This window comes from Streptomyces sp. CWNU-52B, assembly GCF_047444975.1.
Lineage (GTDB): Bacteria > Actinomycetota > Actinomycetes > Streptomycetales > Streptomycetaceae > Streptomyces.
The window spans coordinates 103,973-126,861 of record NZ_JBLFJV010000030.1 but is presented as its reverse complement, the minus strand read 5'-3'; the positions used below and the strand labels follow the sequence as shown (position 1 = coordinate 126,861).

General features: G+C 71.6%; 14 protein-coding genes and 1 riboswitch. Of the genes, 5 read left to right on the top strand and 9 right to left on the bottom strand.

Annotation, left to right across the window (positions count from 1 at the left end):
- Positions 1–106: 106 nt before the first annotated feature.
- From ACLVWQ_RS27350 to ACLVWQ_RS27340, 3 genes are all read left to right on the top strand, one after another.
- Positions 107–3,325 (top strand): NACHT domain-containing protein, encoded by a 3,219-nt coding sequence (locus ACLVWQ_RS27350; protein ID WP_414111846.1) that lies wholly within the window; start codon positions 107–109, stop codon positions 3,323–3,325.
- Positions 3,326–3,526: 201 nt separating this feature from the next.
- The gene (locus ACLVWQ_RS27345) at positions 3,527–5,674 is read left to right on the top strand and encodes an ATP-binding protein (RefSeq protein WP_414111845.1); all 2,148 of its coding nucleotides are present in this window, start codon (positions 3,527–3,529) and stop codon (positions 5,672–5,674) included.
- A 6-nt stretch (positions 5,675–5,680) separates the two neighbouring features.
- Positions 5,681–7,255: an ABC transporter substrate-binding protein gene (locus ACLVWQ_RS27340; protein ID WP_414111844.1), complete on the top strand. Its 1,575-nt coding sequence runs from the start codon at positions 5,681–5,683 to the stop codon at positions 7,253–7,255.
- A gap of 34 nt (positions 7,256–7,289) precedes the next feature.
- Here the strand turns inward: ACLVWQ_RS27340 and ACLVWQ_RS27335 are convergent, their stop codons facing one another.
- The 4 genes from ACLVWQ_RS27335 to ACLVWQ_RS27320 are packed head-to-tail and all read right to left on the bottom strand — an operon-like array spanning position 7,290 to position 12,728.
- Positions 7,290–7,934, bottom strand: coding sequence for a thymidine kinase (locus tag ACLVWQ_RS27335; protein ID WP_414111843.1), 645 nt, complete (start codon positions 7,932–7,934; stop codon positions 7,290–7,292).
- 49 nt (positions 7,935–7,983) lie between these two features.
- Positions 7,984–9,171 (bottom strand): alkaline phosphatase family protein, encoded by a 1,188-nt coding sequence (locus ACLVWQ_RS27330; protein WP_414111842.1) that lies wholly within the window; start codon positions 9,169–9,171, stop codon positions 7,984–7,986.
- Positions 9,171–9,758: a DUF5998 family protein gene (locus tag ACLVWQ_RS27325; RefSeq protein ID WP_414111841.1), complete on the bottom strand. Its 588-nt coding sequence runs from the start codon at positions 9,756–9,758 to the stop codon at positions 9,171–9,173. Before ACLVWQ_RS27325 ends, ACLVWQ_RS27330 begins: the two co-directional genes overlap by 1 nt.
- A 54-nt stretch (positions 9,759–9,812) precedes the next feature.
- Positions 9,813–12,728 (bottom strand): GNAT family N-acetyltransferase, encoded by a 2,916-nt coding sequence (locus tag ACLVWQ_RS27320; protein ID WP_414111840.1) that lies wholly within the window; start codon positions 12,726–12,728, stop codon positions 9,813–9,815.
- A 301-nt stretch (positions 12,729–13,029) separates the two neighbouring features.
- On the opposite strand from ACLVWQ_RS27320, the gene ACLVWQ_RS27315 reads away from it, so the two are divergent.
- Positions 13,030–13,311 carry an HPr family phosphocarrier protein gene (locus ACLVWQ_RS27315; protein WP_414111839.1) on the top strand — a complete coding sequence of 94 codons (282 nt, stop codon included), beginning with the start codon at positions 13,030–13,032 and terminating at the stop codon, positions 13,309–13,311.
- Positions 13,312–13,643: 332 nt separating this feature from the next.
- Here the strand turns inward: ACLVWQ_RS27315 and ACLVWQ_RS27310 are convergent, their stop codons facing one another.
- The 4 genes from ACLVWQ_RS27310 to ACLVWQ_RS27295 all read right to left on the bottom strand — a co-directional run bounded on the left by ACLVWQ_RS27310 (position 13,644) and on the right by ACLVWQ_RS27295 (position 18,565).
- On the bottom strand, positions 13,644–14,336 hold the full coding sequence (locus ACLVWQ_RS27310) for a GntR family transcriptional regulator (RefSeq protein WP_414111838.1): 693 nt from the start codon (positions 14,334–14,336) through the stop codon (positions 13,644–13,646).
- Between the two features lie 227 nt (positions 14,337–14,563).
- On the bottom strand, positions 14,564–15,358 hold the full coding sequence (locus ACLVWQ_RS27305; RefSeq protein ID WP_414111837.1) for a M23 family metallopeptidase: 795 nt from the start codon (positions 15,356–15,358) through the stop codon (positions 14,564–14,566).
- A 12-nt stretch (positions 15,359–15,370) separates the two neighbouring features.
- A riboswitch (cyclic di-AMP (ydaO/yuaA leader) is annotated at positions 15,371–15,528 on the bottom strand.
- Positions 15,529–15,794: 266 nt separating this feature from the next.
- The gene (locus tag ACLVWQ_RS27300; RefSeq protein WP_414111836.1) at positions 15,795–17,183 is read right to left on the bottom strand and encodes a M16 family metallopeptidase; all 1,389 of its coding nucleotides are present in this window, start codon (positions 17,181–17,183) and stop codon (positions 15,795–15,797) included.
- Entirely contained in the window at positions 17,180–18,565 is a 1,386-nt protein-coding gene (locus ACLVWQ_RS27295; RefSeq protein ID WP_414111943.1) for a M16 family metallopeptidase, read from the bottom strand. Before ACLVWQ_RS27295 ends, ACLVWQ_RS27300 begins: the two co-directional genes overlap by 4 nt.
- A 522-nt stretch (positions 18,566–19,087) precedes the next feature.
- On the opposite strand from ACLVWQ_RS27295, the gene ACLVWQ_RS27290 reads away from it, so the two are divergent.
- Positions 19,088–21,547, top strand: a complete 2,460-nt coding sequence (locus ACLVWQ_RS27290) for a DNA gyrase/topoisomerase IV subunit A (protein WP_414111835.1) — start codon at positions 19,088–19,090, stop codon at positions 21,545–21,547.
- On the opposite strand, the gene ACLVWQ_RS27285 is transcribed toward ACLVWQ_RS27290, so the two are convergent.
- Positions 21,544–22,620 carry a CobW family GTP-binding protein gene (locus ACLVWQ_RS27285; RefSeq protein WP_414111834.1) on the bottom strand — a complete coding sequence of 359 codons (1,077 nt, stop codon included), beginning with the start codon at positions 22,618–22,620 and terminating at the stop codon, positions 21,544–21,546. The genes ACLVWQ_RS27290 and ACLVWQ_RS27285 overlap by 4 nt on opposite strands.
- Between the last annotated feature and the right edge of the window lie 269 nt (positions 22,621–22,889).

Below are 22,889 nucleotides of genomic sequence, written 5' to 3'. Positions count from 1 at the left end.
CGCGCCCCCGCACGAGACGGGTTTCGCCCGATCGAGGTGGGTAGGTTCGGGGGGTCGGCGGACCCGGAGGACCGCACGTCGGCGCCGACTGGGGGGAGGGTCCGCTGTGGACGGCGGCACGGTGGGACTGCGGATCGCGTCGGCGGTGGTCGTGCCGGTGCTCAAGCGACTGCTGCTGCCGGCCGCTCGCGTGCCGGGGGCGGAGTACGGCGACCGCCCTGTTCCGATCCGTCGGCTCGTGTCGTTCGGCAAGGAGCACCGCGCGCTCTCCGAGGACGATCTGCACAAGCTGGCCCGCGAGTTGGTCCGCCGCGCCGTACGGGCCGCCGGACCGCACGACCCGCCGATCGGCGCCGACGAGCACGACGCCGTGGGGCAGGCGCTGACCCGCACCCTGCACGCTCTCGGCGATCTCGACATGGACGACGTCCACGCCTTCGCGCTCGGCCCGGAGAGACTGGCCGTGGAACTGTCCAGGAGCGCGGGTCCGGACACCCGAAGGCTGCTCAGCGAGGACGCCGCCCGGTTTCACGACCGGCTCCTCGAGACGGCTTGCGTGCATCTCATGCGCTTCTTCAGCCAACGGCCCGGGTTCGCGGCCCGTGCCCAGATCGAACAGAGCCGCGAGATGCGGGAGCAGCGCGAAAAGCTGGACAGGATCCTTCAGCGGCTGCCGGACATCAGCAGCCAGGACGCGCAGTTCGAGGAGGAGTACGCGCGCTTCATCGTCGAGTTCCACGGCAGGCTCACCATCTACGGCGTCGACCTGCGCGAACCGGACGGCCAGGACTGGCCGTTGGAGGCCGCGTACCTGAGCCTGGAGGCCATTCCGTACCGCGACGGAGCCGATCCGGTTCCCGTGGTGCACGACGAGCCGGGAGCCGACCGGGACACGGAGACCGAGCGGGCCGCGTGTCCGGCCGAGGCGGTCCTCGCCGGCCATGAGCGCGTGCTCCTTCGCGGGGTCGCCGGTACGGGCAAGACGACCCTGGTCCAGTGGCTGGCCCTCGCCACGGCACAGCAGGAGCGGCTGCCCGGCGCTCTCTCCCATCTGTTCGGACGTGTGCCCTTCGTCCTGCCGTTGCGCACCCTGGCGCGCAAGGACGCCGAACTGCCCGTGCCCGAGGACTTCCTGCGCTGGATCGGCTGCCCCTTGGTGGGCACGGAGCCCGACGGCTGGGCGGCGAGGGTGCTGGGCAACGGACGCGGTGTGCTCCTGATCGACGGGGCCGACGAGATCCCGAAGGACGACCGGACCCGTACGCGCGCCTGGCTCAGGAAGCTGCTCGCCGCCTTCCCCGGCAACCTGTGGCTGCTCACCTCCCGCCCCTCGGCCCTCGACCGGGGCTGGCTGGCACGGGACGGCTTCCAGGAGTTCGCGCTCGCCTCGATGCGGCCCGCCGACATGAAGCAGTTCATCCGGCGCTGGCACACCGCGGCCGGGGCCTCCCAGGAGCTCGGTGACGCGCTCACGCTGTCGCTGCGCAGCACCCCCGAGCTGAGCCGCCTCGCGACCAATCCGCTGATGTGCGGTCTGATCTGCGCCCTGCACCGGGAGCGCCGCGGCTTCCTGCCGCAGGGCCGCGCCTCCCTGTACGAGGCGGCGCTCTCCATGCTCCTGGAGCGGCGCGACGTGGAGCGCGAGGTGTACGGCCGCACACCGGTACTGGACCAGAGATCGGCGACGGAGCCGCTCCAGAGACTGGCGTACTGGCTGATCCGCAACGAGCGGACCCAGCTCGACCGGGCGGACGCCGTGGACGTGGTGCGACGTCTCCAGCCCTCCGTGCCCCGCCTCGCGGAGGTCGGTACGGCGGAGGAGGCCCTGCAGCACCTCCTGGAGCGCTCCGGTCTGCTGCGCGAACCCTCCGCGGGCTCCGTGGACTTCATCCACCGGACCTTCCAGGACTTCCTGGGCGCCAGGGCCGTGCTGGAGGAGCGTGACATCGGCATGCTGGTGAACAACGCGCACCTGGACCAGTGGGAGGACGTCGTCCAGATGGCCGTCGCGCAGGCTCGCCACCAGGAGCGCGCCGACCTGCTGACACGGCTGCGCGAGCGGGGCGACAGGGAGCAGGACGCGGCGGTGCAGGCGCGGCTGCGGCTCCTCGCCCTCGCCTCCCTCGAACAGGCCACCCGTCTGGAGCCGGCGGTGCGCGAGGCGATCGAGGACCGGGCCGCGCGGATGCTCCCGCCGCGCAGTCTGCGGGAGGCCAGGTCGCTCGCCCAGCAGACGGGCCCGTTGCTCCTCGGACTCCTGCCCGGGGCGAAGGACCTGGAGGGCGACGAGGAACTGGCCACCGTCCACGCGATATGCCAGCTCGGCGGGGACGCGGCGATCCCCAGGCTCCGGGAGTTCCTGCGCACCGAGCAGCCGGCCGTACGGGCACAGCTCCTCGGCCACTGGGACCGGTTCGACACCACGGTGTACGCCGAGGACATCGTGCGCCCCCTCCTGGAAACCGCTCCCGACGAAACCGTCACGGTGCGCTCGCACGCCGAGCTGGACGCGCTGCGCACCATGTCCGGGTACCAACGCGTGGGCATCCACGGCGACTTCAGCCCCGAGGAGATCCGTACGTCGCTCGACCCGCGGCGGCTGCGGGAGCTGCGGCTGCGCAACACGCTGCAACTCGAGGATCTCGACCTGCTCTCCGCCTATCCGGAGCTCGAGACGCTGGTGCTCCAGGGGTGCCGGAACCTGAAGGACCCCACCCCGCTGACCCGGCTGCCGCGTCTGCAGAAGCTGGAACTGCGGGATCTCCCCCAGTTCGAACCGCTGCTGAAGCTGGCGGGCTGCCGGCGTCTTGAGGGGCTCCTCGTTGGCCCTGAGGTGCCCTGGCGCGGTCTGTCCGACCTTCCGCGCGCCGCCGAGCTGCGGCTGCTGTCGCTTCCGTCGTCGGCGGCACAGCTCACGGACATCGTGGTGTGCCAGGGGCTGGAGGAGCTGCGCCTGCACGACGCGAGCGAGCGGCTGGCGCCGGACGAATGGGGCTCACTCCTGGGCGAGTTGTCGAACCTGCGCACCCTGGCGCTCTCCTCGCAGCAGCTGAGCGTCCTGCTGTTCGCCCCACGCACCGAGATCCCTCAGGTCACCCATCTGAACGTGCGGGCCAGGGCCGGTTCCGCCGTCTCCCTGCGGCGGATCGCCCGGCGGCTTCCCGGGCTCGAGGAGATCCATCTGTCGCAGGCCGCGGAGCTCGATCTCGCGCCCCTCGCGGGGCTGCCCCGACTGCGCCGGGTACGGCTCGCCTACCCCGGTGAGATCCGCGGGGCGGATTCGCTTCCCGAAAGCGTCGAACTCGCCATCCATCCGCACCCCTGACCTCCCGTGCGCCCGGCCCCGGACACCGGGGCGGGGCGGGGCGGGCTTCTGCTGGTCCTCGCCCCGCGGCAGGGAGGCACGTGGTGGCATACGGCGGCACCAGGCGGCGAGTGCACCTGGCGGGATGTTTGCGGGAACGGTAAATTCTATGCCTTCAGGCGTAGTTGGTATCAAAATAGGCGTCTGATGTCTCGGGGGACGATGCCGCCTGTTGCCGCGGTGGTGGCTGCCGGGCGGCGCGGGACGACGGAGGCGGGGCGCAGCCAGATGCACGGATCGGACGGGGCACCGCTCCATGGCCGGGACCCACTGCTGCGCTCGCTCGTTCCCCGGCTCACCGGCCTGGACCACGACGAGCGGTCCCGTACGGTCCGGGAACACCAGGGCGACCTGCCGGTGGTGCTGGTGACGGGGTACCACGGCATGGGGCGCAGCGCCGTCCTGGAGGAACTGGCGGTGCGTTACGCGGGCCGGCTGCCCCTCGCCCATGTCCGGGCCGTGACCGCCGAATCCGGAACACTGCCGCTCTCCTCAGGTGCCGCGCCACTCACCTCGGGCGGTGGGACGGCTCCGGTCGCCTCGTCCCTCGTCGAGATCCTCACGGAGCTGGTCTGCGGGCTCGCACCCGGGCTGCGCCGGCGGTTCCCCGTCCTGGTGCCGGGCCTGTTCGCGGTCTCCGGCTGGGAGCACGGCGAAGCCGAGCAGCGGGACGCGGCGTGTCTGCGGTGCGCGCGGCTGCTGCTCGCCTGCCGCCTCGCCGGTGGCGACGAGAGCACGCTGCGGCACGCCTGGGCCACGGCGGTCGAGGGCCGTATGGAGAGCGTCGCCCCGGACACCGGCGCGCGGGAGAGCCGCGCCGCGCTGGATGCCGCCATGGTGGCGGAGTACACCGAGCGGTACCGGCCGACCGCGGCCCAGGAGTGGTACCGGCTGCGTTTCCCGCGGGGCGTGCGGGAGCGGGATCCGCTGGTGCTGCTCGGTGAGTGGTTCCGGCAGGGCGGCGACTACCGGCACGCGGCCGAGCAGAGCCTGATGGCCGCCTTCCTGCACGACGTCGCCGCCTCCTACGGCAGGCTGCAGCGGTGGAACCGTGAGCCCTGGCCGCTCGTCCTGCTGGACGACGTGCACCACGCGGCGGGGAGTGTCTTCCTCGATCTGCTCCTCGAACACCGTGCGATGCCCCGGCGCCCCGACCACGAGGAGATCTCCGTGGTGGCCACGCGGCTCGGCGGCCTGCCGGAGAACGCGCCGGACGCGGTCCGCCGCGACCTCCCGGAACTGGTCCGCTCCTCCGGCTGGGAGCGCAAGGGCCTCGCCCCGTCCGCCGGGCTGCTCGCCGTCACCCTCACACCGCTGAGCCGGGACGACATCCTGCCCCTGCTCGTGCGGGACCGGCCCGACCGGCCGCTCCACCCTCATCTGGCCTCCGCCGTGCACTCCTTGACCGGCGGACACCCCGCGGTGACCACCGTGCTGTGCGCGGCGGTCCTGGACGCCGCCGAGCAGGGCCGCGAGGTGGGGCCGCGGGACCTCCTCGAACTGCGTACGGGGGACGGTCGCCCCGTCACGGCGGCGGTCCTCGAACAGCTGCTTCCGGACCGGCGCCAGCGTGACCGGCTGACCGTGCTCTCGCTCGCCCGTGACAGCACGGCGGCCGAGGCGCTGGCCGCCCATCTGCGGCTGCAGGGGCCCGATCAGCTGCCGGCCAACTCCGCCACCGACTACCTGGAGGAGCAGCAGTGGCAGCAGTCCACGGATCCCGACGAGCCGCTGGTCGCGGACCGTCTGCTGCGCACGCTGCTCGTGCACGAGGCGCGGCACAGCTCGCAGGGGGCCGCCGACGGCCGCGGCTGGCAGGAGGTACACCGCTTCCTGCGGCTGCATCACGCCCAGCGCGGCGAGAGCGGCGAGGCGGACGCCCTGCGGCACATGCTCGCGGCCGGGAACGCCGAGACGGTGGTGGCCACACTGACGGAGGAGTTCCAGTCGGAACAGGACGAACAGGGCGCCGCGCACTGGTTGCTGTGCCTGCGGTACTCCGCCACGGCGCCCACCCCGCCGGCCGGTGAGTGGACCGACGAACGGATCGAGGTGGCTCTCGGCGCGCACGACCGGCGGTACGCGCAACTGCACGAGATCGAACGCTGCGTCAACCGGCTGCTGCACGCCCTGTGGCACGTGTCCGAGCCGCATGCCCAGCCGGACCCCGACATGTGCAGGGCGGTCGGCGAGGAACTGGCGTTCCTCTCCCCGCGGCACCCGTCCTGGCACGCCGTCCTGGGCCAGGCCGCCCGCAGTTGGCCCGCGGCGGCACGGCAGAAGCGTCCCTTCCCCGTCCCCGGTCAGTGAGGAAACATGCTGTTCCGTCGTCATCCTCGCGAGTGGGGACCGGTCGAGTGGCTGGCCGTCCTCGGACTCGGTGCTCTGCTCACCGCGGTGATCGCCCTCTTCGCCGGTAACACCCGAGGTCCCGGCAGATGCGGTGACGATCTGCGGGAGGTCGGCGGAGACTGCGTGGGCGTGACCGCGGACGCCTTCGAGGCGGACCCTGGTCTCGCGAGCCTCATCAAGGCGGTGGCGGCGGAGAACGCCCGGGTGAAGCAGGGCTGGGAGTCTCCGCCCAGCGGCCCCAGGATCCCGTACGTGCGGATCGCGCTGATGATGCCGTTCACCTCGGACGAGCACAGCGCGATGACCACGGACATGATCCGCCGGGGCCTCGTCGGTGCGCTGGCCGCCCAGCAGCAGGCCAACCGCTTCGGCGGGCCCCGCTTCCAGATGCTGCTGGCCCCCGACGGCCGGAACCTCGACGCGTGGGAACCCGTCGTCGCGCGGCTGGCCGAACTGACCGAGGACACCGAGGCGCCGCTGGTCGGTGTGAGCGGCATCCCGAGCAGTACGCCGGAGACGCGGCAGGCGATCACCGCGCTCAGCGCGCACAAGATCCCCACCGTCGGCCCTGTCATCACCGCGGCCACCATGAACGCCCGGTACTTCTTCAAGACCTCGCCCAACAACGACGAGTTCGCCCGCGCCCTCAAGCTCTACCTGGACGACGGACCGGCGCGGCGCAAGGGCTTCCTGGTCTGGGACAACCGCAAGGACGACGTCTATTCGCAGAATCTGCGCAGCGTCTTCGAGAAGTACTTCACCGACGAGTACGACCTGACCGTCAACACCTCGAACTTCGCCGGCTCGTCGGGCACCGGACAGGGCGTGCCCCAGAGGTTCAGCGACGCCGTGCAGAAGATCTGCCGGGAGCGGTCCGACGTCGTCTTCTTCGCCGGGCGCGACCAGGACCTGCCCGCGTTCATCGAACAGCTGGCGGAGGAGAGTTCCTGCGGACGCACCTCGAAGCTGCGCATCCTGAAGATCGGCATCGGTCTGGAACCGACCCTCACCACCCCCGCGCTCACCCGCAGGCTGGCGGAGGCGAACGCCATGATCGTCAACGCGTCCTCCGTCGATCCCGCCTGGTGGAAGAAGGGGAGCAAGCCGGGGAAGGGACTCGGTCCGTTCCTCGACCGTTTCGACAGGCTCGCCGCTCAGCACGACCTGGGCGGCGAGCCGCTCGCCGACGGGTACGCGATCATGTACCACGACGCCTTCACGCTGCTCACCGATGCCGTGGACCGCACGGTCACCGAGTTCGAGCAGACCGACGGAGCCACGTCGAGCGCCCTGCGTCTGCCCGACAAGGACGACGTGTACAACACCCTCATCCTGCCGAGCATCGCCGGCGCCTCGTGCAGCAACAACAACTGCCTGGTCGGTGCCGCGGGGACCTACGGCTTCGAGGGCCCGGAACGGAACAACCAGTGGGCCGTGTGCAAACCGGTGCCCATCGTCGAACACCCGTCCAGCGGCGCGAACTCGCTCCCTCTGTACCGCACGTACCGGAGCGGCGCCGAGGACGCGTGCCCCTCCTGACGGAAGTGACGCCGGACGACGACGGAGTCGGCGGTCAGGTGACCGGCAGGACGTCAGGCGAGATGACGCCCACGTTCGCGCTGGCGCTGGTCATCCGGCGGCGGTGGTGGCGCCGGCACAGCACCTCGTAGCCGATCTCCGCGGCCGTCCGGTCCACGTCGCCGACCACGACCTGCTCGCCCTCCACCACCATCTCGCCGCCCACGGTGCGGGCGTTGTGCGTGGCTCGCGCACCGCACCAGCACATCGCCTGGACCTGGAGGGTCTCGACCCGGTCCGCCAGTTCGATCAGCCGCTGCGAGCCGGGGAAGAGCTTGGTACGGAAGTCGGTCGTGATGCCGAACGCGAAGACGTCCAGATCCAGGTCGTCCACGACCCGCGCCAACTGGTCGATCTGCTCCGGCGCGAGGAACTGCGCCTCGTCGACGATCACATAGTCTGCCTTGCCGCCGCTCGACATCCGGGCCACCAGGTGGGCGTGCAGATCCATGCCCGGAGCCGCCTCGACCGCCTCCGTGACCAGACCGAGCCGCGAGGAGAGCTTCCCCTCCCCCGCACGGTCGTCACGCGTGAAGATCACACCCTGCAGGCCGCGCGCCGACCGGTTGTGCTCGATCTGCAGAGCCAGCGTCGACTTCCCGCAGTCCATGGTTCCGGAGAAGAACACCAGCTCAGGCATGGGAGGTCGAGCACCTTTCGGCAGGAGTGGTTCATGGGCTGCGAGCAGGTCAGGAACGTACTTCCAGGAGCGGGACGTGCTGTTCCGCCGGAGTCATCGAGCCGTGGTTGCCGACCATCGACGACTCCTTCGGCTCCCGCTCGGACGCGATGATCAGCACGTCGTCACGCGCGGCCGCGACCACGTCGCCGATGCGCGCGTACACCCGCTCGTCGATGTGCGGGCCGAACCATCCGGCGTCGATCGCCTCGTCGCGCGAAGCCACCCAGAACTGCTCGCCGAGCACCTCGCGCCAGCAGGTCAGGACGTCCGACTCGGCGCCCGGGACCGCGTAGACGTGCCGGGCCCGGCCCTCGCCGCCGAGCAGGGCGACCCCCGCGCGCAGCTCCCAGTCCTCGTCGAAGTCGATGCGGTGCTGCTCGTCGAAGGGGACGTCGATCATGCCGTGGTCGGCCGTGACGTACAGGGCCGCGCGCGGCGGCAGTTGCTCGGCCAGCCGCTGGACCAGCCGGTCCACGTACATGAGCTGTCCGCGCCAGGCGTCGGAGTCGACGCCGAAGCGGTGCCCCTTGCCGTCGACCTCGGCGTAGTACGTGTAGACCAGCGAGCGGTCCCCCGCGGCCAGTTGCTCGGCCGCCATGTCCATCCGGTCCTCGCCGGTCAGGCGTCCGTGGAACGTCCCGCCGCTGAGTGCGACCTTGGTCAGCGGGGTGTTCTGGAAGTGCGGTGAGGACACCTGGGCCGTGTGCACGCCCGCCGCGTCGGCCAGCTGGAACACCGTGGGGTACGGCTGCCAGGCGCCCGGCTTGGTCCAGGGGATCCAGCGGAGCTGGTTCATCAGCTCGCCGGTGTCCGGATTGCGCACGGTGTAGCCCGGCAGGCCGTGGGCCCCCGGCGGCAGTCCGGTGCCCACCGAGGCCAGCGAGGTCGCGGTGGTCGCGGGGTAGCCCGCCGTGATCGGCCGGCCGGTGCCGCCGCGCGAGCTGCCCAGCAGGGAACTCATGAACGGGGCCTCGTCCGGGTGCGCCTTCAGCTGCTCCCAGCCGAGGCCGTCTATCAGGAAGACGCAGTTCCGGTCGGCCTGGCCCAGCTCTCCGAGCGAGGCGGTCATGTCCGGTACGCCCATGCCCGCGGCCAGCGTGGGCAGCAGGTCGGCGAGCGAACCGGTCCCGTACTCGGGCACGGGCGCGGAGGCGACGGTGAGTGGTTCCGGGTCGTCCCAGACGTGCTGGGACATCAGCGGGTGACGTCCGCGGTCGCCTCGGAGAGCGACTGCGCGAAGGCGAGCGTCTGGCGCACGGCGTCCGGGCCGTCCCCGGCCTCGCTGACGCGCAGGCTCAGGTCGTCCGCCGTCGAACTGCCGGTGTAGCCGTGGTCCGCCTCGCAGTTGGGGTCGCCGCAGGCCGCGGGCTCCAGGTCGATACGGGCGACCGCGCCCCAGCCGATGGTGAGGACGACCTCGCGCGGCAGCGTGCCCACCACGTACTTCTCCGGGTTCGCCACGACCCGGCTGAGAACGACCGACGAGATCCGGCCAATCTTCACGGACTCGGTGGACGTGGTCGCGTACGGCGTGGGTGACGTGCTGTCCGCCGCCTGCTCATCCGTGTGGCTCACGATGAAACGGTTGCCCGTGAGGACGAGCACCGTGACGTGCCTGCGCACCTCGTTGGCGTCGAACGTCGTCTCCTGGTGGACCAGGTACGACCGGATGGGCTCGCCGCCGACAGCGGCCTCCACCGCCTCGGCCACGAGGGCCGGGTAGTAGCCGCTGCGCTCGATCGCCGCTCGCAGCCCCTGGGTCGTCGTACTGGTCTTGGCCATGACGTCCATCCTACGGGGGCGCGCCGGCTGCGAGGCACCGCTCAGGGCAACCGCTCAGTACACGGGAAGCGTGCGTGGCCCGAGGTCGTCGCGGGCGGGCGGCGGCGCGAGCCGCACCGATGCGCCGAGCACGCTCAGCCCGCGCGGGGCGACGACCACGGGTTCCAACGAGACCGAGACGACCTCCGGGTGGTCGTCGACGAGCCGTGACAGACGCAGCAGCAGCTCCTCCAGCGCCACCACGTCCGCCGGGGCCGAGCCCCGCCAGCCGAAGAGGAGCGGCGCGGTCCGGATGGACCGGACCAGTGAGGCGGCGTCGCGGTCGGTGACCGGAATCAGCCGATGCGCGGTGTCCCCGAGCAGCTCCGACGCCGCTCCCGCGAGCCCGAAGGAGAGCACCGCTCCGGCCGCCGGGTCGATGACGGCGCGCACGACCGTGTCGACACCGCGTGGCGCCATCCCCTGCACCACCGGGCGCAGCTCCTCGGGCGTGCCGAAGAGGCTGGTCAGCTCCGCGTACGCCCGTCGCAGCTGTTCCTCGTCCGTCAGGTCGAGCCGGACACCGCCCAGGTCGGCGCGGTGCCGCAGGTGCGGGGCGGTGGTCTTCAGGGCCACGGGGTAGCCGATCCGCCCGGCCGCCGCCACGGCCTCCTCGGGGGTGGGCGCGGGCAGGGCGCGGCGCACGTCGATCCCGTACCGGGCGAGCAGGGCGCAGGTGTCGTCGGGGCCGAGGGTGAACCCGGCCTGCTCCGCGGCTCCCGGCTCGTCGGAGGTGCCCGGGTCCCGGTCCGTCAGGAGGCGGTCGATCTGTTCGGCCGCGCCCTTCTCCTCGATGTCCTCGTACTCGGGCACCCGCCCGGGATCGGCGGCCTCGCGTCGCCACTGGCCGTACTTCACGGCCTCGGCGAGCGCGCGCACGGCCCGCTCGGCGGCGGGATAGGCCGGGATGAGCCGGGCGCCCACCTCGGTGGGCTCCGCCGCGGCGGGAGGCGGGCCGGTGGGGTGGCCGGTGGAGTGGTCGGGTCGGCGGGTGGCGCCGGCCGACGCGTCCTCGGAAAGCACGCCCCGGGCGGGGGCGGAGGCTGGGGCGGGGGCGGTCTGTGGCGCGGTACTGGCGGCCGCGGACAGGGCTTCCGCGAGCCCTCCCAGCTCCACGTGCACCACCAGGACCGGCTTGGCGGGAGCCGAGGCCGAGGCCGACCGCAGGGCCTGCGCCAGAGCCGCGTCCGCCACGGACCTCTCGCCCACCGCCGGAACCGCGGTGACGACGACGGCGTCGGAGGTCTCGTCGGCCAGCGCCCCCGCCAGCGCGGCGTGGAAGTCCTCGGCCGAGGCGTCCGTCGTCAGGTCACGGGGCGGCTGCGGGCGCAGCCCCTGGGCGAGACAGGCGTCGTACGTCAGCAGCCCGAGCGACTCGGAGTTCCCGAGGATCGCCACGCGCGGGCCGGCGGGCAGGGGCTGGCGCGCCAACAGCAGCCCCGCGTCGACCAGTTCCGTGATCGTGTCCACCCGGATGACCCCGGCCTGCCGCAACAGGGCGGACACCGTGGCGTGCGGCAGCCGGGTGGCCCGTACCGCGTGCCCCTGGGGCGCGGCCCCGCCGTGCCGCGCGCCCTGGACGACGACCAGCGGCTTGGCCGCCGCCGTGCGCCGCGCGAGGCGGGTGAACTTCCGCGGGTTGCCGATCGATTCGAGGTACATGAGCGCGACGTCGGTGTCCGGGTCGTCGTACCAGTACTGAAGGACGTCGTTGCCGGACACGTCCGCGCGGTTGCCCGAGGAGACGAACGTCGACACGCCCGTCACACCCGTGACGCCACCGCCGCGCCGGTGCAGCCGGGACAGCAGGGCCACCCCGATGGCCCCGGACTGGGCGAACAGGCCGATGCGCCCGGTGCGCGGCATCTCCGGCGCGAGCGAGGCGTTGAGCCGGGTCCGTGAGGAGGTGTTGATGACCCCGAAGGCGTTCGGTCCGATGAGGCGCATGCCGTACGTACGCGCCTGGCGCACGAGCTCGCGCTGGCGCTCCCTGCCCTCGGGGCCGCTCTCCGCGTACCCGGCTGAGACCACGACGAGGCCCTGCACCCCGTGCTCCCCGCACTGGGCGACGGCTTCGGGGACCCGCTCGGCCGGTACGGCGATCACGGCGAGGTCGACGGGTTCGGCGATGTCCCGCACGGAGCGGTGGGCCGGGACTCCGGCCAGCTCCTTCTCCTCCAGTGCGCCGTTCACCGCGTGGAGGCGGCCGGTGAATCCCGCGTCGCGCAGATTCTCCAGGATGCTGCGTCCCACTCCCCCCGGGGCGCGGCCCGCTCCGACGACCGCGACCGAACCGGGGGCCAGGAGCCGGGCCACGGAGCGCGCCTCCGCCCGCTGTTCCCGCGCACGCTGCACGGCGAGCGAACGATCGGTGGGCTCCAGGTCGAACTCCAGGCGTACGACGCCGTCCTCGAAGCTGCGCTTCTGCTGGTAGCCCGCGTCCGTGAACACCTTGATCATCTTGTTGTTGGCGGGCAGCACCTCGGCGGCGAAACGGCGGACGCCCCGCTCGCGCGCGACGGCCGCGACATGCTCCAGGAGGGCGGACGCCACGCCACGGCCCTGATGGGCGTCCTGGACTAGGAAGGCGACCTCTGCCTCGTCCGCGGGGGCGGAGGCGGGCCGGCCGGCCGCGTCGATGCGGTCGTAGCGCACGGTGGCGATGAACTCGCCGCCGACGGTGGCCGCGAGGCCCACCCGGTCCACGAAGTCGTGGTGGGTGAAGCGGTGGACGTCCTTGGCGGACAGGCGCGGGTACGGCGCGAAGAAGCGGTAGTACTTCGACTCGGCGGACACCTGCTCGTAGAAGCTGACGAGACGGTCGGCGTCGTCGGCCGTGATGGGCCGGACGCGCGCGGTACCGCCGTCGCGCAGGACGACGTCGGCCTCCCAGTGAGCGGGGTACTCGTGCCGGTCCGGCGGGGTCTGCATGGGGCCCAGAGTACGACTCGGGTCCGACAACGGCGGGGTCACCGCCCGGCCGTGGGACCGCCCGGCGGCGGGCGGACCGCTGCGCGGGCGTGGGCGGGCTCGCGTCCGGCGAGGGGGCGAGGCAGGCTTGGGGGTCTCGGCCGTTCCGGTCCGGGGCCACGTGGGGCCGGACCTGGGCCACGTGGGGCAGGACCGGGGCCCGAGGCTGACCAGGGCGGGCCGGGCCTCGTCCGCCGGGGCACGCTTCACCGTATGGAACACTGGTCTAGACAACCTTGAGACATCTGAAGGGCAGCATCACATGGCTGAGCGCCGCGTCAACGTCGGTTGGGCCGAGGGCCTTCACGCCCGTCCCGCCTCCATCTTCGTCCGGGCCGCCACGGCCTCCGGCGTCCCCGTGACGATCGCCAAGGCCGGTGGCGACCCCGTCAACGCCGCTTCCATGCTCGCGGTCCTCGGCCTGGGCGCCCAGGGCGGCGAGGAGGTCGTGCTGGCCTCCGACGCCGAGGGCGCGGACGCCGCGCTCGACCGTCTGGCGAAGCTGGTCGCCGAGGGCCTCCAGGAGCTCCCCGAGACGGTCTGACCGTCCGACACGCCTGATCGGTCCGACCGACCAGACCAGTCCGACCGGCCAGTCCGACCGGCCTGAACGGACCGGTCTCGCGGATCTCTTACGGCGGAGCGGCGTCCCCCGCGTCCCGGGTGGCGCCGCTCCGCCGTATGCACGTCCGGAGCCAGCCGCGTACAGGGCACGACACCTATTGAGGTACGGCGCGTCCGAGACGGGGATATCCGCGTCCGCCCCCGATTTCCGCGCACACGAAAATCACGTGCCCGGCAATTGCGGGCACGCGGAAAAATAGGCAGCGGAAATAGTCTCCTGCCGAATAACTCTCTTTGTATACGGCGCTTCTGTTAATGCCGCAGGCCCTCTGTGTTTACGGGATGTTGCGAAGTCCTCACACGCTCGACGCGGTCCCCGCCGGGAAAGCGGAGCCGGTGCGCGCTCGTCGCCCGCTCGGTGTGCAGCGCCGTGATCGCCCGCGCCCGGTCGCTGTCGCCGCGGGCGACGGCGTCCACGATGGCGCCGTGCTCGGTCCAGGACTCGGCCGGGTGCGCGGGCGCCTCGACCGAGTACATCCAGGCGATCTTGTGCCGCAGCTGACCGAGTGTCGAGGTCAGCGCCGGGCTGCCCGACGCCTGCGCGAGCGTCTCGTGGAACCAGCCGCCCAGGGAGCGCAGGTCCTCGCTGTTCCCCCGCCTGGCCCGCTCCTGACCGAGCCTGACCAGACCCCGCAGCACCTTCAGATGGGCCTCGGTGCGCCGTTGCGCGGCACGGGCGGCGCCCAGCGGCTCCAGCAGCACACGCATCTCCAGGAGATCGGCGGCCTCCTGCTCCGTGGGCTCCGCGACGCACGCGCCCGCGTGCCTGCGGGTGACCACGAACCCCTCCGCCTCCAGGGTGCGCAGCGCCTCGCGCACGGGGACCCGCGAGACGCCGTAGCGGCGCGCGAGCAGTTCCTCGGTGAGCCGGCTGCCGCGTTCGTAGACACCCGCGACGATGTCGTCACGAATCGCCGTGCATACCGAGCGCGCGGGAATACGCATGACCGGACCTCCGCCTTAATCCCCGCGAAACGCGGTCGATTGACGCCTGTTCGGTGACTCTATTGCAGAGAACGGGAAATTCCGAAGGCAGCCGGGAATCCATGGATATTTTTTGGACACACGGCGCCTCTGAACAGGCAGTCGTCCGGTACGAAAGTGTCCGGAAGGGGTCGGAGCACGCGAAGGCCCCGGCTCGGTGAGCCGGGGCCTTCGACAGGGTGTCGCGGTCAGACGTTCACGCCGTGCGAGCGGAGGTAGGCGACCGGATCCATGTCCGAGCCGTACTCCGCGGTGGTGCGCGCCTCGAAGTGCAGGTGCGCTCCGGTGACGTTGCCGGTCGCCCCGGAGAGGGCTATCTGCTCTCCCCCGGTGACCGTCTGGCCGACCGAGACTCCGATGGACGAGAGGTGCCCGTACTGGGTGTACGTGCCGTCGTTCATCTTGAGGACGACCTGGTTGCCGTACGAACCGCCCCAGCCGGCCTCCACGACCGTGCCGGAGCCCACCGCGTGCACGGCGGTGCCGCTGGCGGCGTGGAAGTCGATGCCGGTGTGACTGCCCGAGGACCAGACACCGCCGCCGGCCTGGTAGGCGGTGGAGACGTACGAGCCGGTGATCGGCGCGGTGAACGCGTTGAGCCGCTTGCGCTCGGCCTCGCGGGCCGCACGGGCCTCGGCCTCGCGCTCCTTCTCGGCTTTCGCCTTGGCCTTCGCCGCGGCTTCCTCGGCGCGCTCCTTCGCGGCGGCCTCGGCCTTCTCCCTGGCCGCTGTCTGGGCGGCGGCCTGCTGCTGGGCCGCCGCCTGTGCGTCGATCTCCTGGGCGACCGAGTCACCGAGGGTGACCGCCTGGGTGAGGCCGGTCTGCTCGACGGGGCTCTCGGCAGCGAGGGCGGGGGCCGCCAGGGTGCCTACGACACCGGTGGTGGCGAGTGCGGCGACTCCCACCGTCCTGCGGGTCGAGCGGGTCGTGCGGGTCATACGACCGGGAAGACGGTGCTTCCCCGTGGCGCGGGTGAACGCCATGAAGTGGCTGGTCCTTTCCTTCCTTCTCGCCTACCGGGTTAGCTGACGGGTTCGGAGCAGGAAGGTCTCCTACAGACCCCCTTCGGGAAGGGCGTCCGATTCACCCCAGGGACACACGGGTCCCCGGCTCCCCTGGCTCGCGCCGTACGGGGACTCGGCGATGACTGTCCGGTGCCGCGGACGCGGCGCACTGCCTGACGAACAGCCGGACCGACGCTAAGCGGGGCCGCTTTCGATCGACAAACGGAACCCGGCTTTTGTAGCGCACGCCACAGGGCAGACAGGCAACCTCCGCATCAATATGGATAAACAGTGGACGAACCAGTACACGAAGAGACCCGGGCGACCGATGGGTCACCCGGGCCTGTCCCAGTCCCTGCCGCAGTTCCTGCCGCAGTTCCCTGCCGCGGTCTCTGCCGCAGTTCCTGCTCCGGTCCTACTCCGGTGCCACGACGCTGACTTCGCCGATCCCGAGGGCCTTGACGGGCTCCTCGATCTGCGAGGCGTCACCGACCAGGACGGTCACCAGACGGTCCACCGGGAAGGCGTTCACGGCGGCCGCGGTGGCCTCCACGGTGCCGGTCGCGGCGAGCTGCCGGTACAGCGTCGCCTGGAAGTCGTCCGGCAGGTGCTGCTCGACCTGGTCGGCGAGGGTGCCCGCGACGGCTGCCGCCGTCTCGTACTTCAAGGGCGCCACACCCACCAGGTTCTGCACGGCGACGTCGCGCTCGGCGTCCGTCAGGCCCTCGGCGGCGAGGGTACGCAGCACCTTCCAGAGGTCGTCGAGCGCCGGGCCGGTGTTCGGGGTGTCCACGGAGCCGCTGATGGCGAGCATCGAGACGCCCGTACCGTCCGGAGCGGAGCGCAGTACCTGCCCGAACGCCCGTACACCGTAGGTGTATCCCTTCTCCTCGCGCAGGACACGGTCCAGGCGGGAGGTGAGGGTGCCACCGAGGCAGTACGTGCCGAGCACCTGGGCCGGCCACACGCGGTCGTGCCGGTCGGCGCCGACACGGCCGATGAGCAACTGTGTCTGGACGGCTCCGGGGCGGTCGACGATGATCACCCGGCCGGTGTCGTCGGCGGTCACCGACGGCACGGGACGCGCCTCGGCCTGCGATCCGGTCCAGGTGCCGAGCGTGTCGCCGAGCAGCGCGTCGAGGTCGATGTCGGTGAGGTCTCCGACGACGACCGCGGTGGCCGTGGCGGGGCGCACGTGCCGCTCGTAGAAGGCACGGACGGCCGCCGAGTCGATCGCGGTGACCGTCTCCTCGGTGCCCTGGCGCGGGCGCGACATGCGCGAGGTCGCCGGGAAGAGCTGCCGGGACAGCTCCTTGGCGGCCCGGCGGGCCGGGTTGGCGCTCTCGTGCGGGATCTCGTCGAGCCGGTTGCGCACCAGCCGCTCGATCTCGCCGTCCTCGAACGCGGGCGCCCTGAGGGCGTCGGCGAGCAGGCCGAGCGCCTTGGGCAGCCGGGAGACGGGGACTTCGAGGCTGAGCCGTACGCCGGCGTGGTCGGCGTAGGAGTCCAGCGTGGCGCCGCTGCGCTCCAGCTCGGCGGCGAACTCCTCGGCGGAGTGCTTGTCGGTGCCCTCCGAGAAGGCTCGCGCCATGATCGTGGCGATGCCGTCCAGGCCCTTCGGCTCGGCTTCCAGCGGGGCCGCCAGAAGGACCTCGACGGCGACGACCTGCTGGCCGGGGCGGTGGCAGCGCAACAACGTCAGGCCGTTGTCGAGCGCGCCGCGCTCGGGTGCCGGGAAGGCCCAGGGCCTGGCCTCGCCGGCCTGGGGCTGCGGGTGGAACTCCATCGTGGCGAGCTCGGTCACTTGGCCGCCTCCTCGTCGGTGTCTTCAGCGGCGGCGCCGGTGTGCTCGGCGGCGTCGGTCTCTTCCGGGGCGTCGGTCTCCTCGGCGGCGGTCGGCTCGTAGACCAGCACCGCGCGGTTGTCGGGGCGCAGGCGGGCCTTGGCGACCTCCTGGACCTCCTCCGCGGTGATGTCGAGGACACGCTGGACGGCGGTCAGGGCGAGCTGGGGGTCGCCGAACAGGACCGCGTACCGGCACAGTTCGTCGGCGCGGCCCGCGACCGTGCCCAGCCGGTCCAGCCACTCGCGCTCCAACTGGGCCTGGGCGCGCTCCATCTCCTCGGCCGTGGGGCCCTCCTCGGCGAACCGGGCGAGCTCCTCGTCGACGGCGGTCTCGATCACCGGGACCTCGACGTCGCCCGACGTCTTCACGTCGAGCCACCCCAGGGAGGGCGCTCCGGCGAGGCGCAGCAGGCCGAACCCGGCCGCGACGGCGGTGCGGTCACGGCGTACGAGCCGGTTGTAGAGCCGGGACGACTCGCCGCCGCCCAGAACGGTCAGGGCCAGGTCGGCGGCGTCCGCCGCGCGCGTGCCGTCCTCCGGGAGCCGGTAGGCGGCCATCAGCGCGCGGGCCGGGACCTCCTCCTCGACGACCTCGCGCAGCTCCTCACCGATGGTCTCCGGGAGCGAGCCGTCGCGCGGGGCGGGCTTGCCGTCGTGGCCGGCGACGGAGCCGAAGTACTTCTCGACCCAGGCCAGCGTCTGCTCCGGGTCGATGTCGCCGACGATCGACAGCACCGCGTTGTTGGGCGCGTAGTAGGTGCGGAAGAACGCGCGCGCGTCGTCGAGGGTGGCCGCGTCCAGGTCGGCCATCGACCCGATCGGCGTGTGGTGGTAGGGGTGCCCCTCCGGGTACGCGAGGGCGGTGAGCTTCTCGAAAGCGGTCCCGTAGGGGACGTTGTCGTAGCGCTGCCTGCGCTCGTTCTTGACGACGTCCCGCTGGTTCTCCATGGACTCGTCGTCGAGCGCGGCGAGCAGGGAGCCCATGCGGTCGGCCTCCAGCCAGAGGGCGAGCTCCAGCTGGTGGGTCGGCATGGTCTCGAAATAGTTGGTCCGCTCGAAACTCGTCGTCCCGTTGAGCGAACCGCCGGCTCCCTGCACCAGTTCGAAGTGGCCGTTGCCCTTCACCTGGCCGGAGCCCTGGAACATCAGGTGCTCGAAGAGATGGGCCAGCCCGGTGCGGCCCTCGACCTCGTGGCGCGAGCCGACGTCGTACCAGAGGCACACCGCCGCGACCGGGGTCAGGTGGTCCTCGGAGAGCACCACACGCAGGCCGTTGGCCAGGCGGTGCTCGGTCGCTGTCAGGCCGCCGGAACCGGCCTCGGCTGTGGCCGTGTGACCCATGGGCATGTACGTCCCTTCGATCGCGGAAAACTGCTGAATTCCTGCTAGTCGTGCCACTGTATGCAAGCGCGCGGACGGCTGGCGAAGTTCCCGCGTCGGCTACGCCGAGAGCGAGCACCCGGGCGCCCTCTGGTACGCGGCCTCCGGCGGCGTGCGGAGGGCGGCACGGCCGCACCCGAGGGGCGCGGGTGGCGGTATCGTCCTCGGCGGCCGAGCCTGCGGACGCCTCCGGATGCCGCCGGACGCCTCCCGCGAACGGTCGCACGCCGACCTCCCGGGCTTCGTACGGGCGGTGACGCGATAGCGTCCGGGGATCTTGGCAAACGGTCGGAACCGGGGTTCCGAGGTCTGCCGAGGTCGCTGGAACCGCGGTCCACGTGGCCTGTTGAGGCGGTCACGCACCCGCCCCACGAGGCCCGTACGGACGGGTCGTGGTCCGCGTTGTCAGTACTCCGGTCCACAATGGACCGCGTCAGAACCCGTTCATGCCCCGGCAGAGACCGTGAAGGAGTCGCAGCAGCGATGGCCCGCCGCAGCACGAAGACCCCGCGACCCGATGACGACGCCGACTTCGAGGAGCGCATCCTCGACATCGACGTCGTCGACGAGATGCAGGGCTCCTTCCTCGAGTACGCGTACTCGGTCATCTACTCCCGAGCCCTGCCGGACGCCCGCGACGGCCTCAAGCCCGTGCACCGCCGCATCGTCTACCAGATGAACGAGATGGGGCTCCGCCCCGACCGCGGCTATGTGAAGTGCGCCCGCGTCGTCGGCGAGGTCATGGGTAAGCTCCACCCCCACGGCGACGCGTCGATCTACGACGCCCTGGTCCGCCTGGCCCAGCCCTTCTCCATGCGGCTGCCCCTGGTCGACGGCCACGGCAACTTCGGTTCGCTGGGCAACGACGACCCGCCGGCCGCCATGCGGTACACCGAGGCGAGGATGGCCGACGCCACCTCCCTCATGACGGAGTCGATCGAAGAGAACACGGTCGACTTCAGCCCGAACTACGACGGCCAGGAGCAGGAGCCGGTCGTCCTCCCGGCCGCGTATCCGAACCTCCTGGTCAACGGCGCGTCGGGCATCGCGGTCGGCATGGCGACGAACATGGCGCCGCACAACCTCGGCGAGGTGATCTCCGCCGCCCGCCATCTGATCCGCCACCCCGGCGCCGATCTCGAGACGCTCATGAAGCACGTCCCGGGACCCGACCTGCCCACGGGCGGCCGGATCGTCGGCCTCTCCGGGATCAGGGACGCGTACGAGTCGGGCCGCGGCACCTTCAAGATCCGCGCGACGGTGGCCGTGGAGAACGTGACGGCGCGCCGCAAGGGCATCGTCGTCACCGAACTGCCCTTCACCGTCGGCCCGGAGAAGGTGATCGCGAAGATCAAGGACCTGGTCGGCTCGAAGAAGCTGCAGGGCATCGCCGACGTCAAGGACCTCACCGACCGCGCCCACGGTCTGCGCCTGGTCATCGAGGTCAAGAACGGCTTCGTGCCCGAGGCCGTCCTGGAGCAGCTCTACAAGCTGACGCCGATGGAGGAGTCCTTCGGCATCAACAACGTGGCACTGGTCGACGGCCAGCCCCTCACGCTGGGCCTGAAAGAGCTGCTGGAGGTCTACCTCGACCACCGCTTCGACGTCGTGCGCCGCCGCAGCGAGTTCCGCCGCACCAAGAAGCGCGACCGGCTGCACCTGGTCGCGGGCCTGCTCGTCGCGCTGCTGGACATCGACGAGGTCATCCGCCTCATCCGCTCCAGCGAGAACTCCGCCCAGGCCAAGCAGCGCCTGATCGAGCACTTCTCCCTGAGCGAGATCCAGACGCAGTACATCCTGGACACGCCGCTGCGCCGGCTCACCAAGTTCGACCGCATCGAGCTGGAGACCGAGCGCGACCGGCTCAACGGCGAGATCGACGAGCTGACCGGCATCCTGGATTCGGACGCCGAGCTGCGCAAGCTGGTGTCGGCCGAACTGGCCGCGGTGGCCAAGAAGTTCGGCACCGACCGGCGTACGGTGCTGCTGGAGTCCGCCGGTTCCGCCGCCACGGCCGTCCCGTTGCAGGTGGCGGACGACCCGTGCCGGGTGCTCCTGTCGTCGACGGCGCTGCTCGCGCGTACGGCCAACGGTGACCCCTTCGGGGAGAGCGAGAGCCGGCGCGTCAAGCACGATCTGATCATCTCGGCCGTCCCGGCGACGGCACAGGGCGAGATCGGCGCGGTCACGTCCGCCGGACGGCTCCTGCGGATCAACGTCATCGACCTCCCGCAGCTGCCCGAGACCGCCTCGGCGCCCAATCTCTCCGGGGGCGCTCCGGTCTCGGAGTTCCTGACCCTGGAGGGCGACGAGCAGGTGGTCTGTCTGATGACGCTCGACGAGTCGTCACCGGGCCTGGCGCTCGGCACGCAGCAGGGTGTGGTCAAGCGTGTGGTCCCGGACTATCCGTCCAACCGGGACGAGCTGGAGGTCATCACGCTCAAGGACGGTGACCGCATCGTCGGCGGGGCCGAGCTGCGCACCGGCGAGGAGGACCTGATCTTCATCACCGACGACGCGCAACTGCTGCGCTACCAGGCCTCCCAGGTCCGCCCGCAGGGCCGGCCCGCGGGCGGTATGACCGGCGTGAAGCTCGTGGACGGCGCGAAGGTGATCTCGTTCACGGCGGTCGATCCGGCCGTGGACGCGGTGGTCTTCACCGTGGCGGGTTCGCGGGGCACGCTGGACGACTCGGTCCAGACGACCGCGAAGCTGACCCCCTTCGACCAGTATCCGCGCAAGGGCCGGGCCACGGGTGGCGTGCGCTGCCAGCGGTTCCTGAAGGGCGAGGACTGCCTGAGCCTGGCCTGGGCCGGACCGGCTCCGGCGCGCGCCGCGCAGAAGGACGGCACACCGGCGGAGCTGCCGGAGATGGACCCGCGACGTGACGGCTCCGGGGTCTCGCTGGCGAAGACGGTCTCGGTGGTGGCGGGCCCGGTCTAACCCCAGCCCCCGGTCCGTTCTTCCTGCTCCTCCTGCTCCTGTACGTATCGAAGGACGCCCCACATGTCGCGCTCGTCGGCGTGTGGGGCGTCGTCCTTGCACGCCTCCAGTTCCTTGGCGAGGGCGGGGGCGTCGATGCCGGAGCCGATGAGGACGAGCTGGGTGAGACGCTCCCCCGGAGGCCAGGGCTCCGGGTAGAAGCGCAGGAACCGGCCCACGGCGTGCACGGCGTAGCGGTTACGGGGGTCGGCGAGGCCGAAGTCGACGTAGCCCTTGATGCGGTACAGGCCATCGGGCCTGCTGTCGAGGAAGTCCATCAACCGCCGGGGCCCCAGGGGCACTTCGGAGGTGAAGGAGACGGACTCGTAGGCGGAGTGCAGATGACCGGGATGCTCGCCGGCGTCCCCGTGATCAGCGTCTTCCCGCCGATGGAGGTCGTCGAAGGACAACTGCCCGATACGCTCCTCGGTCGGGCGGCAGTCGAAGAGGAACTCGGGGTCGACCCGCCCGTACGAGGCGGGTACGACAGCGGCGCCGTCGGCGAGTGTCCGCACGAGCCCGATCACCTGGTCGGGGTCGTCCACGCGGTCCGCCTTGTTGACGACGACCAGGTCGGCGATGGCGAGGTGCCGGTCGATCTCGGGATGCTTCTCGCGGGTGGGCCCGAACTCGGCGGCGTCGACGACCTCCACGAGGCCGCCGTAGACGATGCGCGGGTTCTCGCTGGCGAGGAGCATCTTCACCAGTTCCTGCGGTTCCGCGAGACCGCTCGCCTCGATGACGATCACGTCGATCCGCGCGGAGGGCCGGGCGAGCCGGTCCAGGTAGAGATCGAGTTCACTGGCGTCGACGGCGCAGCACAGGCAGCCGTTGCCGAGGGAGACGGTGGAGTCGCCGAGGGCGCCGGCGACGGCCATGGCATCGATCTCGATGGCGCCGAAGTCATTGACAACGGCGCCGATACGGCTTCCGCCGCCGTGGTGCAGGAGGTGGTTGAGCAGGGTGGTCTTCCCGGAGCCCAGGAAACCGGCGAGAACGAGGACCGGGATCTGCTGGGGGCTCGCCTGACTCAACGCGCGACCTCTCTCGCCAAAGCGTGCACCGGCTCACGGACCGGCTCTCACGACGGGGAACGAATGCTCACCAAGGATACGAGCCGTCGGAATGCGCCTGAAGTGAACGATTGTTAGCGGCGCTCGCGGGGCACACGTCAGGCATGGCGCCGAGTTGCGCGACCCGCGCTTCCCTCCGTGCGCCGCCTCTCCGCCTCCCAGCCGATCAGAGCCGCTCGGCATCCTGGGAGACGGCAAGCGCCGCCCAACGCTCGCCGGTCCGCTCCCTG